Annotated in this window: 14 protein-coding genes; 11 read left to right on the top strand and 3 right to left on the bottom strand. The window is 55.0% G+C overall.

The features are described from left to right. Positions 1–108 precede the first annotated feature (108 nt). From Pla100_RS05770 to Pla100_RS30365, 11 genes are all read left to right on the top strand, one after another. Entirely contained in the window at positions 109–813 is a 705-nt protein-coding gene (locus Pla100_RS05770; RefSeq protein ID WP_146576754.1) for an hnRNP-L/PTB family RNA-binding protein, read from the top strand. Between the two features lie 128 nt (positions 814–941). Further along, complete coding sequence (ribA, locus tag Pla100_RS05765; RefSeq protein WP_146576753.1) at positions 942–2,159, top strand: GTP cyclohydrolase II; 1,218 nt, start codon at positions 942–944, stop codon at positions 2,157–2,159. Beyond that, the gene (locus Pla100_RS05760) at positions 2,156–2,608 is read left to right on the top strand and encodes a hypothetical protein (RefSeq protein ID WP_146576752.1); all 453 of its coding nucleotides are present in this window, start codon (positions 2,156–2,158) and stop codon (positions 2,606–2,608) included. Before ribA ends, Pla100_RS05760 begins: the two co-directional genes overlap by 4 nt. A 295-nt stretch (positions 2,609–2,903) precedes the next feature. Then, positions 2,904–3,875, top strand: a complete 972-nt coding sequence (locus Pla100_RS05755) for a TIGR03009 domain-containing protein (protein ID WP_146576751.1) — start codon at positions 2,904–2,906, stop codon at positions 3,873–3,875. A 206-nt stretch (positions 3,876–4,081) separates the two neighbouring features. After that, a complete protein-coding gene (bioB, locus tag Pla100_RS05750) occupies positions 4,082–5,152 on the top strand; it encodes a biotin synthase BioB (protein WP_146576750.1) in 1,071 nt (356 codons plus the stop codon). Beyond that, entirely contained in the window at positions 5,149–5,952 is an 804-nt protein-coding gene (locus Pla100_RS05745) for an SDR family NAD(P)-dependent oxidoreductase (RefSeq protein WP_231602762.1), read from the top strand. Before bioB ends, Pla100_RS05745 begins: the two co-directional genes overlap by 4 nt. Before the next feature lie 85 nt (positions 5,953–6,037). Continuing rightward, entirely contained in the window at positions 6,038–7,063 is a 1,026-nt protein-coding gene (locus Pla100_RS05740; RefSeq protein WP_390620577.1) for an AAA family ATPase, read from the top strand. A gap of 4 nt (positions 7,064–7,067) precedes the next feature. Then, positions 7,068–7,472: an Rpn family recombination-promoting nuclease/putative transposase gene (locus Pla100_RS05735; protein ID WP_146576748.1), complete on the top strand. Its 405-nt coding sequence runs from the start codon at positions 7,068–7,070 to the stop codon at positions 7,470–7,472. A gap of 388 nt (positions 7,473–7,860) precedes the next feature. Then, positions 7,861–8,976: a hypothetical protein gene (locus tag Pla100_RS05730; RefSeq protein WP_146576747.1), complete on the top strand. Its 1,116-nt coding sequence runs from the start codon at positions 7,861–7,863 to the stop codon at positions 8,974–8,976. A gap of 799 nt (positions 8,977–9,775) precedes the next feature. After that, entirely contained in the window at positions 9,776–9,985 is a 210-nt protein-coding gene (locus tag Pla100_RS05720; RefSeq protein WP_146576745.1) for a hypothetical protein, read from the top strand. Between the two features lie 110 nt (positions 9,986–10,095). Then, positions 10,096–10,233 (top strand): hypothetical protein, encoded by a 138-nt coding sequence (locus tag Pla100_RS30365; RefSeq protein WP_197167729.1) that lies wholly within the window; start codon positions 10,096–10,098, stop codon positions 10,231–10,233. Positions 10,234–10,314: 81 nt separating this feature from the next. On the opposite strand, the gene Pla100_RS05715 is transcribed toward Pla100_RS30365, so the two are convergent. The 3 genes from Pla100_RS05715 to Pla100_RS05705 form a co-directional block, all read right to left on the bottom strand. After that, complete coding sequence (locus Pla100_RS05715; RefSeq protein ID WP_146576744.1) at positions 10,315–10,797, bottom strand: hypothetical protein; 483 nt, start codon at positions 10,795–10,797, stop codon at positions 10,315–10,317. 881 nt (positions 10,798–11,678) lie between these two features. After that, positions 11,679–12,065, bottom strand: coding sequence for a DUF6980 family protein (locus Pla100_RS32380; protein WP_390620562.1), 387 nt, complete (start codon positions 12,063–12,065; stop codon positions 11,679–11,681). Positions 12,066–12,272: 207 nt separating this feature from the next. Further along, positions 12,273–13,400 carry a pPIWI-associating nuclease domain-containing protein gene (locus Pla100_RS05705; RefSeq protein ID WP_146576743.1) on the bottom strand — a complete coding sequence of 376 codons (1,128 nt, stop codon included), beginning with the start codon at positions 13,398–13,400 and terminating at the stop codon, positions 12,273–12,275. Between the last annotated feature and the right edge of the window lie 150 nt (positions 13,401–13,550).

Below are 13,550 nucleotides of genomic sequence, written 5' to 3'. Positions count from 1 at the left end.
TCTTTCGGGAAAATGCCAATTTTTGTTAAAGCCGGGTTTGTGAGCGGTTGCGAAAGGGTTTCGTGGCGCTGAGAGCCAACTCGACTGAACGATCGGAAGCTTTCCGAAATGCTGCATCTCCCATCACGATCCGCCCGTTGGACCTTGTTGGCGGCCTCCGCCGTGATCCTACCCGGCTTGGGTTGTCGTCAAGCCGGGACGCCCAATGGGTTTACCGGTGCCGCCCCGTTGACCTCATTACCTGGTCAAACCGCGACGACCGGTCCGTTGCTGCCGGCACTCGGTCCGTTCGGTGCGTCCGCACGTGTTCCACCGCCATCGACAGGCTCCTATGGGGCGACGGCGGCCAACATGGGATTCGGCGGATCGAATTCGGCGGCGGGCAGCTATGCGCCCGCCGGCTATGCCCCTGGCGCCGTCCAGCCGATGAGTTTCGAGCAGCCGATCGGCTCGGGAGTTCCCAACCCGGTCGCCAATCCCGTCGGTGGAGTCGGCCCCACCAATTGGTCGGATAGTTCAGGAAACCCGAATACTTCAGGAAACCCGACGGGCAGTACAGGCTCTTCGTTGAATCAAATTCGTTCCGGCGGGATGCAGGTCATTGATCTGACGAGTGCGGCCACTCCACCAAGTAACCAAGCCGCTTGGGGACCGACGCAGTCATCGCCCGCACCTGTTCCATCGGCAACTGTTCCTTCCACAACGACCCCGCCGATCTCCGGTGGTGGGTTTGCCAATTCCGCTCCGGCGGCCAACCAACCCGCATTCTCGACGGCCGATCGACCGTTGCAATGGCAGACGCCGAGACGATAAGCTCGATCGCGACGATTACCGTGACGGCGCGAAGCCGTTCGTCGTCCGGACGACTTCCGCTACGGTAGGCAACGGGTGATAATGAACTATCAAGAGTTCCTCACACGTCCCCGTTGCTAACGATTGCCATGTCTTCCATTGAACTGAACACCATTCCCGAAGCCGTCGAGGCGATCGCGCGAGGGGAGGTGGTGATCGTGATCGATGCCGAAGACCGCGAAAACGAAGGCGACTTCATTTGTGCGGGTGAAAAGGCGACCGCCGAAAAAATCAATTTTATCTTGAGCGGTCGTGGCCAGTTGTGTGTGTCCGTCTTGCCGGAAGTGTGCAAACGGCTGGAGCTTAATCCGGTCGTTGCCCACAACAACGCGCCATTGCAAACCGCATTCATGACGCCGATCGACATCGCGTCGGCGAAGACCGGCATCACGGCGGCCGAACGCAGCGAAACGATCCGCAAGTTGACCGAGTCGGACATGAAGATGGAAGACTTCATTCGTCCAGGTCATGTTTACCCGCTACTCGCCATGGAAGGTGGCGTGCTGCGGCGAGCCGGCCATACCGAAGCGGCGATGGACTTGGCCCGCATGGCGGGCTTGGCACCGGTCGGCGTGCTGTGCGAAATCCTTAATGATTCTGGCGATCGGGCATCTCGGGACGACTTGGCGAAGATCGCTCAAACGCACAACTTAAAGATCATTAGCATCGAGCACCTGATTGCTCATCGACGGGTCAGCGAAAAACTGATTTCCCGCGCGGCCATATCGACCTTGCCGACGAACTACGGCGATTTTCAAATCATTGTTTACGGAGTGAATTACGAATCGCAAGAACCGATCGCATTGGTCTTCGGCGATCTCTCGGCACCCGGCCCGGCTCCGCTGGTACGGATGCACAGCAGTTGTTTTACGGGCGACCTGATCAATTCCCTGCGATGTGATTGCGGCGATCAATTGCACATGGCGCTGGAGATGATCAGCCGCGAAGGCCGCGGCGCGCTGGTGTACTTACCCCAAGAAGGACGCGGTATCGGACTGGCTCAAAAGATCAAAGCCTACGCGTTGCAAGACGATGGCCTCGACACCGTCGAAGCCAATCACGCGCTCGGGTTTAAAGCCGACATGCGGGATTACGGCGTCGGCTTGCAAATCCTTAAAGACCTTGGCCTGACCGAGGTTCGTTTGTTGACGAACAATCCAAAGAAAACCAAAGCCTTCAACCTACGAGGGTTTGATTTGCGGGTCGTCGATCAGGTGCCGATTGTGCCGACGATGAACAAGCACAATCAACGCTATCTGGAAACCAAACGAGCGAAGATGGGTCACCAACTGCCGCCCATGTCATGAGATGGACGGTCTCGCTCCACCGAGTCGGCGAGGGTTTTCGGCGTGACAGCGAAGATCATCTGGATTGGTTTTTCGAGCACAATTCTGAGCAAAACGACGACGAGACATCCGGTGCATTGATCACGTTTGCCAGTGACCTTTCCCCAACGGTTCGGCCTTCGAAGTCGGGAATCATCATCGTGCCAGTGGACCGCTTGCCCGACCATCGCCACATCTACCTGGATTACCAAGGTGAATTATCGGGCAACCGAGGCCAAATCACACCAATCTTGTCAGGTCAGTTCCGGTGGGGTTCGTCGGGGACCGAGGACAAATCGAGCGTCGCGATCGAATTGGTCACCATCGAAATCCGCGATCACAGTTTAGCCGCGATGGTCCGATTGGCGGACTCTTGGAGAGCGATGCTGTGCTCAGCCCCATGCGTTCCACTTCGGTTGGGCCCCCTTTAGGCGTCTCGTAGGCTGGGTGGAGGAGGCTCTGCGACGAACACCCGGCAGTTTCCCTGAACAACCCAAGATCGGACCGATCGATCTGATCAGGCCAATCCGACTGATCTTCTTGACTTTCCAGGGCTGGAATGCCGGGTCTCCGCTATCGCTGCGACCCAGCCTACGGGAATTGCCAGCGTACGGGCACTTCCGCAGGGCCTTGGGATTCGGACTTTCGGCGTGGCGATCATTTTCGCTATCGTGCGGCTCACTGGACGAACCGGCCCCTCCATTCCACCTAAAGTGAGCGTCAAGGATGATGCGTCTGAGCCCGTCAAATCCCCACAATCATGCATTCATTCGTCTCACCGTGACGATCGTTTTGGTCGTGGTGACCAGTATCGCGGCACCCATCGACGCGTTCGCACAGACCAATGAGGTGACTCAGGGAAATGCTGCCAACGAGCCTGCGGTGAACCCCAACGCGGCGCCGTTCCCGCCGCTGAGCATGGCCGAGCAACAAAAGCTCGATACGGTGCTCGGTCAATGGGAAACGCAATCCAAAGGAACCAAGACCCTCGAGTGTCAGTTTCAACGTTGGCACTACGACTTGTTCGCCGCCCCAGCGGGCGTTTTCGCGGAGAAATCTTTTGGGGTGATTAAATACGCCGCCCCCGATCGCGGCTTGTTCAAGGTCGAACGAAAGTTGATCTTTAACGGGATGGGTGCCGACGGTAAACCGATGCACGATGAGAAGCCCGGACAATTTGGCGAACATTGGGTCTGCAATGGCGAAGAGCTTCTCGAATTCGATCATGCCAAGAAAGAATGCAAAATTCAGCAACTTCCTCCGGAAATGCGAGGACAACGAATTCTTGAAAGCCCACTGCCGTTCGTCTTCAATCTCGATGCCAAACAAATCCAAGAACGCTATTGGGTGCGACAGGTACAAGCACCCAAACCCGGCATGCTGCTGATCGAGGCGTACCCGAAGCGTCAAGAAGATCGGGCTCAGTACAAATTGGTTCAGATCGCGTTGAACGAAACAACGTTCTTGCCGGAAGCTTTGTTAATGTACGCCCCCAACTTCAACATCAAGACCGCCCCGAAATGGGACCACTATGAATTCACCGACGTCAAACGCAACTCGATTACGCAGGGATTGACCCGGTTCATGAATTCGTTCATCGAGGAAAAGCCGCCCGTCGATTGGAAAGTATACCGCAATTCTTTCCGCCCGCAAATTACCGAACGACCGATGGCGCGGCCGCTATCGGAACAGCGTTAGCCCAAATTAATCGTAACCCGACGCGTGAGCGAGGGATTCCTGTCCATCCCTCGCTGACGCATCGGGTTACGATTCAATCAACACGCCGCTAGTGTCGCCCCTGCTGGGCCACCCCTTTTCGGAATGGCTTCGAACGACGACGATTGGGACTAAAATTTTTGGTTCCGATCGTTTTTCTTTTTAGCCCGCCAACAGGCTTCAGACGCATGAGTGTTGCCAGTTCCCCCGAACCTTCCGTCGCCGCCGATCCGAGATTTTCGCCACCGGGATATTTTGATGCTCTGGCGACGCGAGTTTTAGACGGCTCCCCGATCACTCGCGCCGAGGCGTTGTCGATTCTGCAGGCATCGGATCTCGACGTGCCCGCGATTTTGGCGGCCGGTTACCGGATTCGCCACCATTACTTCGGCAATTCGGTCCAACTGTATTTCTTGATGAACGCCAAGAGTGGGCTGTGTCCGGAAGACTGTCACTACTGCAGTCAGTCGAAAATCTCCGAAGCCCCGGTTCCGAAGTACAACATTCTCAAACGCGACGAACTTCTTGATGCGGCTCGGGTGGCTTCCGAACGGGGTGCGAAAACGTACTGCCTCGTGATCAGCGCACGCGGTCCAAATGAGCGTGAAATGAACGCGGTCGAAACGATCGTGCCGGAGATCAAACAGAAGTACGGATTGGATATCTGCGCCTGCTTGGGGTTGTTAACCGACGAACAGGCCAAGCGATTGAAGGCATGTGGTGTCGATCGCGTGAACCACAACTTGAACTCGAGCGAATCGCACTACGAAAAGATTTGCACCACCCACACCTACGCCGACCGCGTTCAAACTCTGCGAAATGTTCGCGATGCCGGCATGGAAATGTGTAGCGGCGGGATCATCGGCATGGGTGAATCGAAAGCGGACATCGTTTCGATGGCGTTCGATCTGGCAGAACTCGGCGTTCAATCGATCCCAGTCAACATCCTCAATGCGATCGACGGCACGCCGCTCGAAGGCACCGACGCGATGTCGCCACAGGATGCGTTGAAGGCGCTAGCCATGTTCCGCTTCGTCAACCCGAGTCGAGAACTACGCATCGCGGGCGGACGTGAATTGCATCTTCGCATGTTGCAACCGATGGGACTGTACGTGGCCAACAGCGTTTTCGTGGGCGACTATTTGACGACGAAAGGGCAAGCCCCCCAGGCCGACTACGACATGATCAACGACCTCGGTTTCGAGGTCACCGGATCGTGTGAAGAATTTAGCCTGGACTCTCCGAGCGTGAGCCGTTGAGCCTGCAAGAGACGTTCGGCACGGACCAACCGGTAGCGCTGGTGACCGGATCGGGATCGCCACGCGTCGGCCGGGTGATCGCCGAGGAGTTGTCTCGCCGTGGTTGCCATGTCGCTTTGCACGCCAACACAAGCGGTGACGAAGCGAACGCTGCGGCGGCGTCTTGGCAACGTCGGTTTGGTCGCGAGGCGATCGTGTTGATCGGTTCGCTTGAAGACGACGATGTTTGCGATTCTTTGATCGATCAGGCGCACTCGCATTTCGGCCGTTTGGACATTCTTGTCAACAGTGCCGCGATTTGGTCACCCACGTCGCTCGACAAAATCACCGGTGATGAAGTTCGCCGTTACTTTCAAATCAACTCGGTCGCCGCGTTGTTATGCGCCCGCGCGGCCGGTCGGATCATGACTCAACAGGATCGCGGCGGGGCGATCGTGAACATCGGCGATTGGGCCACGGTGCGACCGTATGCCGATCATGCCGCGTATTTCCCGAGCAAGGGAGCGATCGAGGCGATGACGCGATCGTTGGCCGTTGAGCTGGGTAGCCGTCATTCCGGTGTGCGAGTCAATTGCGTTCAGCCCGGGCCTGTCTTGCTGGGCGATGACGTGTCCGAAGAGACCATCTCGCAGCTCGTCCATAGCACGTTGGCCAAGCGAATTGGCACGCCTGAAGACGTGGCCGCCGCCGTGGCGTTTTTGTGTGAAAACACGTTTGTGACGGGCGTTTGTTTGCCCGTCGATGGCGGACGTGGGATTTTCGCCCCCGATGGGCTGCAGGTCGGGCGGAACACCGGATAGTTTGGTATTTTAGCAACTCCAAGTTGCCCTCCACGTGCCGCCTTATCTCCCGAGCGATCTCTTGAGTGATTCATCCTTGCCGCCGATCCTGCCGGTTGACTTGCCCGCCGCGAACGGCGAAGGCGGTGTTGCCGGCTCACCCCAAGTCGACCCTGCGTTTATCCAAATCGGCCAACTGTTCAAAACAATCCAAGCCGAAATCGCGAAACTGTATGTCGGCCAAGACGAGCTCGTCCTCGGCACGCTGACGGCGCTGTTCGCCGGCGGACACGTGTTGATCGAATCGGTGCCGGGACTCGGCAAGACGTTGTTTGTCCGAACGCTCGGGCGGATCCTCGGTTGTCAGTTCGGACGCATTCAGTTCACCGCCGACCTGATGCCGTCGGACATCACCGGTGCCCCCGTGTTTGACATGCAGAAAAGTGAATTTCGGTTCCGAGCCGGCCCGGTGTTCACGCAACTATTGCTCGCCGACGAGATCAACCGTTCGCCCGCCAAGACGCATGCGGCGTTGCTGGAGATCATGCAAGAGTACAGCGTCACGATCGACGGGACGACACATCCGGTGCCGCGTCCTTTCTTGGTCCTTGCGACGCAGAATCCGCTCGAGAGCGAGGGCACTTACAATTTGCCCGAAGCCCAGCTCGACCGGTTCATGTTCAAGCTACGCGTCGACTATCCGTCAGCGGTGGAGGAAAGCGAAATTTTAAAATTGCATTCGATGCAGGTTGATTTTGCCAAGCGTTTGGAAGCGGAGATTCGCCCGATCACGACTCCGGAAGTGGTGTCGAAAGTGATTGCGACGTGCGCCCGCGTGCGGGTCGAGGAAAGCTTGGTCCAGTACATCACTTCGCTCGTGCGTGCGACTCGGTCTTGGCCAGCGTTTCATATCGGCGCGTCGCCGCGAGCCGGCATTTCGTTGATGCAATCCGCTCGCACCCTCGCCGCATTCTCCGGCCGTGACTACGCGATCCCCGATGACGTGATTGAAATCGCACTACCGGTTCTGCGTCACCGCGTCGCGATGACCGCGGAGGCCGAGATCGAAGGCAAGAACATTGACGAAGAATTGCGATCGATGATGCGAGGGATCGAGGTGCCGAGGTCGTAATGTCATGAACTTGGGAATTGATCCAAAAGTTGATTTCGCCTGCAAGCGATTGCTCGGCAACCCTGATCATCCCGATCTGACGATCCATTTTCTTAATTCGGTTCTGCGTCCAGAATCACCGATTACGGATGTGCAGATTCTCAATCCTTCGATCGAGAAGGAATATGAGGGCGACAAATGGTCTCTCTTAGATATTCATGCCACCGATGAACTGGGCCGTCTTTACGACATCGAAGTTCAAAACACCAAGCCGTTAGGACTATCGAAACGACTCGCCTACTACACGGCCAGCCTATTAGTGGGCCAACTTGGTGAGGGCGAGGAATACTTCGAACTACGACCCGCGATCAATATTTGTCTTTTGGATGCCAAACAATTCCCGAGCGTTCAACCATTACCTGCACTTTAGGCGATTGCCTATCACTTCAAAATTGATCTTGCCACGAAAAAGGCCCTCAGAGAAATTGGAGGTTCTCACACCAAACCAATACTCAAAGGGCCAAGGATGGCTAAGAATATACGCAGGTTACGTTGTACTTCACCCATCGCGTGATCCTGCTTTGCGTTTGAGTTGGTTGTAGTGAACCGATAAACGTAGCGTTTCACGCGATGGTTTCTACCCTAAAGGCGCGCTTGGTGAATAAGGCGGGCTCAATAGTCCCCGCTCGCACCGCCTTGGCATTGTCTTTGCAACTCTTCTCCTGTGCGTTCATCCATTGAATCGCCCGTCGGATCTCCGATGGCCCAGCGAACAACGTGGATGATGAATGACCGATACCGAACACAGGAGACACGAAATGAAACGCTATATCCCCGCGACCCGTAAACGACTCGTCCTCGCGATCACCGCTGGTTTGATCACGCCGATGGCCGTTGGTCTCGCCTCCGTCCGCGCTGATGAGGAATGGGAGGAAAACACACTGTTGTATGAAGACGATGCATGGTACGACGTCAGCGAATGGTTCGACGGCAATGACTACAACCCGACCGACGAAGCCATCGGGCGTATCGACAATGAAACCTATGATACCGCCGAAGCGTTGACCAGCACGGATCAAGACAACGATAACATGTGGAACTGGGACAACGACTACGGCTACTATGCCGACAACGATGACGACTGGTTCTACGATTACTACGACTACGGATACTACGATTACGCCGATTACGACTACGACGATGACTTCGATTACACGTCGCAGTACTACGACTATGATAACGACGGAGTCTACGACGCGTTCGCTAGTTACAGCGACACCGATGGCGACGGCTATTTCGAAGACATGGACTACTATTCGTTCAGCGACGATGATTCGACGAAGGATCAACAGTCGCAAAGCATGAGCGATGCGAAGAAGAAGCAAAAGTCGCAGCAGGCAACCATGACCGTCATGGGCGGTACGATCACCCAGGCCAAAAAGGTCAAGACGCCAAGCGGACACAACCTTGTCGTGCAACTCAACGATGATAGCCAGAACGAATCAATGATCGTTGATCTCGGCCCGGCAAGTGAGTACGGTACGATGCCGCGAATCGGCCAAGACCTAAGCGTCAAAGGAACGAAGTTCCAAGCCGGCGACAAAACGATCTTGCTTGCGCAGAAACTGATGCGGGACGACGAAACGGTGACCGTCAATCGCAGCGGTCGTGAGTTCACCGGAACGATCGATAGCGTCAAGACCGCCGACGTTCGCGGCCAAAAACATCAACTGGCCAAGATCAGCACCGATGCGGGTAAGAAACTCTTGGTTGACATGGGGCCTGCGGAAAACCTCAACACCGATCTGAATCAAGGCACCAAAGTGACCGTTCAAGGACCGGCCGTGAAGGTCAACGACCGCTTGATGTTGATCGCGACCGAATTTGAAGTCGACGGCGACACGATCAATATTCAACGAACTGCGATGAAGTAATCGCTCAAATTGAGTTGAATTGAACGATCGTTCAATGTGATCTCGGCTACGCGACGCACCTTCATGCGTCGCGTTTTTTTATCGAGTCATCGAACGTTTTCGATAGTTTCCCGGCGTTGTTCCGACCACGAAAAGGGGAAGGGGGCAATAGTGTTCGGTACACCTTCACGCCAAGACCCGCCAGATTACGAACAGAAACTCGATATGAGGCCGATAACTCCAGGCGAGCAGGCTGCTGACCGCGAAGCCGAACCGGAAGACGGGACAGAGGTAGATCGAGAGCTTGGGCGGGGACAGATCACGTGTCTCGGTGCGATCACATCAATCCGCGACGTCCCTTATTTGGGGAGATCTCGATGCGTACCCGTGAGTAGGGCTTGCCCGAAAGGCGGGACGAGTGCGGCAACGCACCTCGTGCAAAGAGAAGTCAGCAGAGGGCATAGTATTCGACCCACGCGGTCGTCGAAGGCCCAAAGGGAACGAGCAAGTACGTGTCCGTTGTCATTCGCGACAGAATCATCGCCGTACGGCGTTTTCTAAGCGGCGTGACAACAGTCCCAACGGCTTGAGCCGTCATGGCAACATGGCGATTTAAAACTCGTGCTCAACCGCCGTATGCGGACCCGCATGTACGGTGGTGTGGGAGGGGTCCCGGGCAACCGGGCCCCTATCCCGATACCGATGGTTCGCCGATTCTACCGTGCATCTGATCCGACCGATTCTATCGAATCCAGCGGCATCGCTCGACTCGAATGGTCAGAATGGTACAATATCCACAGTCCAAAAAGGAGATCGAAAAATGATACGAATCGTTGTTCAAGCCGAAATTGCCGACCAAATTTGCCATTCCGACGGTCGGATCGAGTTGGTCGATGACCAAGGCAACCGTGTCGGCTTCGTACGGCGTCCGCCAACGGACGATGAAGTCAAGTTCGCAAAGTCTCGGGTCGGTAGCTCTGGACCTAAGTTCACAGTGGATGAACTCATCGCAAAAGTCGAGGCATTGTGATTTACGAAGTTGTGTTGTCGTTTGAGGCGGTAGAGGACGTGCTGCGCATCACCTTGGCGAGCGGCGCGAAATAGAGCGTCATTAACGCGTCAAAAGAGTTGCAAGACGCTTTGCGATCAGATCCGGCAGCCGCAGGGGAACACTTGAGCGAAGGTTTGTATTTCATCGACCGCGAGCCTTTACGCGGTTTCTATACGATCGACACGAATGAGATGCTAGTCGAGATTGTCAACGTGAAGCAGGTGTGACTTCAGTGACAGAACGTCTGCGGTAACCCAGCCGCCGCGATTGATGTTGATGTAAGTAACGACGCTATCGGCGGCTTGGGTTCACCGCTTGGTTCTGTCGCGATCCTCATTTTCGCGGTCTAGATCGATCGCCTCAGGGTAAGCAGTTTGAAAGGCCGCCGCAATGGACTCGTCGGCTCCAATGAGCAGTGTGGCGCTCCCATCCCAGCAAACGATCTCAAATTCTGCGAATGGGTGCTGGGGTCTCGGCGATCCAGTCCAGAATGTTGGATTTCCATCAGCGTAAGGAACACATAGAGCATTAATCTCGTCGCCGGAACAGTGTTTAGCCAAGGCAGAGACTACAGCCCAAGTGAATTGTGGGTGGTCCTCCACAAGGTCCGCAAACGCATTGCCCGACAGTATCCAAAAGTCATCATCTTCTTGGCCTTGAGGCGGAAAAGCACCCTCCACAGCGTCGAATCGCCAAACAAATTCGTCCAATCGAGAAGCCAGCGCTGTGACGAATGGTTTCAAATCACTGTACCAGCGAACATGGGGTGCCTTTTCGAAAATGAGATTCACTCGTCGAAGTCCGGTTAGCGAGTCAGCGACAGAACGGTGGTGATCAGCGGGGACGGGCGAACGACTTGCAAGCAAAGGAGAAAACGGACAACCCGTCCTCCGTTGCAGTACGCCCAACATGGGCGTGATCTTGTGGGGTGAAAGTCCCCTGTACTTATTTCCGGTTTCTTTCAACACGAGGCAGTGTACCAAATGTAACTCAGAAGAAAGACAGTACGAGGCGAAGGCAACTGCGGAAGGGTGACCAACCGTGGGGAGGAAGCCTGCGAATGTGCTCGTGAAGCTGGAAAACGCCGAGAACAGTTCTGGTTCAACAATGACCGAATCAGGCGAGTTTTAACGCAAACCGTCCCAGCCACATTCACGCCAAGACCCGCCAGGTGACGAACAGAAACCCGATACGAGGCCGACGACTCGAGGTGAGTGGGCTGCTGACCACGAAACCAAACCGGAAGAACGGGCGCAGGTAGATCGGGCACTTGGGCGGGGACAGATCACGTGTCTCGGTGCGATCGCATCAATCCGCGACGTCCCTTATTTGGGGAGATCTCGATGCGTACCCGTGAGTAGGGCTTGCCCGAAAGGCGGGACGAGTGCGGCAACGCACCTCGTGCAAAGAGAAGTCAGCAGAGGGCATAGTATTCGACCCACGCGGTCGTCGAAGGCCCGAAGGGAACGAGCAAGTACGTGTCCGTTGTCATTCGCGAAAGAATCATCGCCGTACGGCGTTTTCTAAGCGGCATGACAACGGTCCCAATGGCTTGGGTCGTCATGGCAACATGGCGATTTAAAACTCGTGCTCAACCGCCGTATGCGGACCCGCATGTACGGTGGTGTGGGAGGGGTCCCGGGCAACCGGGCCCCTATCCCGATTCACATGGTTATTTGGCATTTTTGTACCAAGCGTCGGTCCAAAATTGAGCTGGTATGTCATCACCGTAAAAGTCAGTATACCCGAGAGCCGTCAGTTCATCGAACCATCGGCTACGCTTTGATTCCGGAAGTTTGACGCCACACCAAGGGCAATACCGAATCGCAACCGCAGATGTACCACCGTCGCGGACAGCAATTGAATATTCGTCGAATCTGGCGAAGTACGAAATTAGGATGTCAGGACAATCGGCTGGGTCAGGATGGTCTGGACACGGTGTCGTTACCTGGTTGCCAATATGGACGCATGCGAAGTCATTTGGATCACATCCACGTGCGGCGATTCTTTGTCCAAGCGTCCAGTCGAAGCAAGATCCGCATTCGTGAAAGTGATTCATCCAGTCAGACCATTCGGACGAATCACTCACTTCACGAGGTAGCGGCAGTTTCGAGAACGCTGCGTAGTGCGATTTGTATTGAGTGCAGTCCATCGGCGATCAGTTAACGAGCATCGAATCCAAATAACGTTACGGTTCAGCGGGCGGCGGCGAAAGATTCAACCACTGCCAAAGCGGCGACCACCGCCGCTCCGTTGCAACCGATGGTTATTTGTCTTCTTGAGAGATTTTCAACAGGAACAATGCTAGAGACTCCATGCGATACACGATCGCCTCGAGCTGAAATGGGGTAAGTTTGGATTCCACCACATGCGTTCCCGCATTCAATGAATCGACAAGAGTTAACGCAGCACGCACATCGTCTTCGACAAACTTAGTCAGCGGGTCGCATGAAAATCTGCGGCAGATATATAGAAGCCTGGCTCGCCGGGTAGGTCGGTTGTTGTGGAAGTGGCTTTTGTCGCTAGTCCAAACCTTGATCTCTTCGTCTGGTGCTAGTCCGTGCAATACCTGAGTAAACAGTTCACGAACGGATGTCGTCACATGTCGTGCCCGGTCAGGATTCTCTGAACTTAGAGCTTGTCTCGCACCATTGATTAATGCAAGCAAACGATCGTCAAACGACACGAGTGCCGCATCAATATCTGGCAATCCTTCGAGATTGTTTTCCTGTGCTTCCTCGTCATCGAGAGAGATGCGTTCAAGGATCTCCAGTTCAAGCGAGTACTCGATTGGCGAGTACTTTGCGATCGTGGGAATGTGAATCTTAGGAAGCGTCGGAATGCTCTCAATGACTTCTCGGTATGACCGAGTAAATTTGCCGAAAGTTGACGTCAACTCATTGGCGAGGGCGGTGTTCGCACCCAGCAATTTCCCAAACGAGTGAGTCTCCAGATCCAATAACCGGTACTGCGACGTGAGCGAAGTGTGGAGCAAACGAGTCGTGTCTAGTGAGGATAGCAAGTCACTAATCGCTGACTTCTGTGATGCAAAACTGGCAAGTGATTCACGCAACACGTTGTGTTCAGCAAACACTTTCGATATCGCAGAGTTGCTTATCGACGCTTGCGATACCAAGTCGGTTAGACCGAGGTTGATATTCGCCAAGTCGCTAAAGTTTGTTGTAACGAGTGCGTTAAGCTTCATCTCAGAGAGTAGCGACGAAGTCGAACGCATAAGACTTTGATCGAAACTGAGTTGTTTCGCGAGAGTTTCTTGTATCGAAGTGAAAGCTGACGACGAGAGCTGGATTTGCCGCACCATGTCAGTGTACGCGGTCATCGAACGAGAGATATCGCGAGTCGCACGTTCAAGTTCGCGGTAAGATTCGTCCATGTTTATTGCAAGCTTTTTAGTCAAATAACGGGAGCGATATGCGGGCGGCGGCGTTTGAAGCGATTGCTAACAAACCGGCGACCATCGCCGCTCGGTCATCATTGCATGGTTACGAGTCAATCATCTTAGCATCGCGTCCACAGGCTTGCC

It is taken from the genome of Neorhodopirellula pilleata (genome assembly GCF_007859915.1).
GTDB classification, from domain to species: domain Bacteria; phylum Planctomycetota; class Planctomycetia; order Pirellulales; family Pirellulaceae; genus Rhodopirellula; species Rhodopirellula pilleata.
Note: the sequence above shows the minus strand (reverse complement) of the source record. Positions and strands in the feature narration are given on the sequence as shown.

Bases quoted from the DNA above. Each gene is read 5' to 3' on its own strand.
- Pla100_RS32380 (WP_390620562.1), bottom strand. From the start codon at position 12,065: ATGAATCACTTTCACGAATGCGGATCTTGCTTCGACTGGACGCTTGGA.
- Pla100_RS05755 (WP_146576751.1), top strand. From the start codon at position 2,904: ATGATGCGTCTGAGCCCGTCAAATCCCCACAATCATGCATTCATTCGT.
- Pla100_RS05720 (WP_146576745.1), top strand. From the start codon at position 9,776: ATGATACGAATCGTTGTTCAAGCCGAAATTGCCGACCAAATTTGCCAT.
- bioB (WP_146576750.1), top strand. From the start codon at position 4,082: ATGAGTGTTGCCAGTTCCCCCGAACCTTCCGTCGCCGCCGATCCGAGA.
- Pla100_RS05735 (WP_146576748.1), top strand. From the start codon at position 7,068: ATGAACTTGGGAATTGATCCAAAAGTTGATTTCGCCTGCAAGCGATTG.
- Pla100_RS05760 (WP_146576752.1), top strand. From the start codon at position 2,156: ATGAGATGGACGGTCTCGCTCCACCGAGTCGGCGAGGGTTTTCGGCGT.
- ribA (WP_146576753.1), top strand. From the start codon at position 942: ATGTCTTCCATTGAACTGAACACCATTCCCGAAGCCGTCGAGGCGATC.
- Pla100_RS05770 (WP_146576754.1), top strand. From the start codon at position 109: ATGCTGCATCTCCCATCACGATCCGCCCGTTGGACCTTGTTGGCGGCC.
- Pla100_RS05730 (WP_146576747.1), top strand. From the start codon at position 7,861: ATGAAACGCTATATCCCCGCGACCCGTAAACGACTCGTCCTCGCGATC.
- Pla100_RS05705 (WP_146576743.1), bottom strand. From the start codon at position 13,400: ATGGACGAATCTTACCGCGAACTTGAACGTGCGACTCGCGATATCTCT.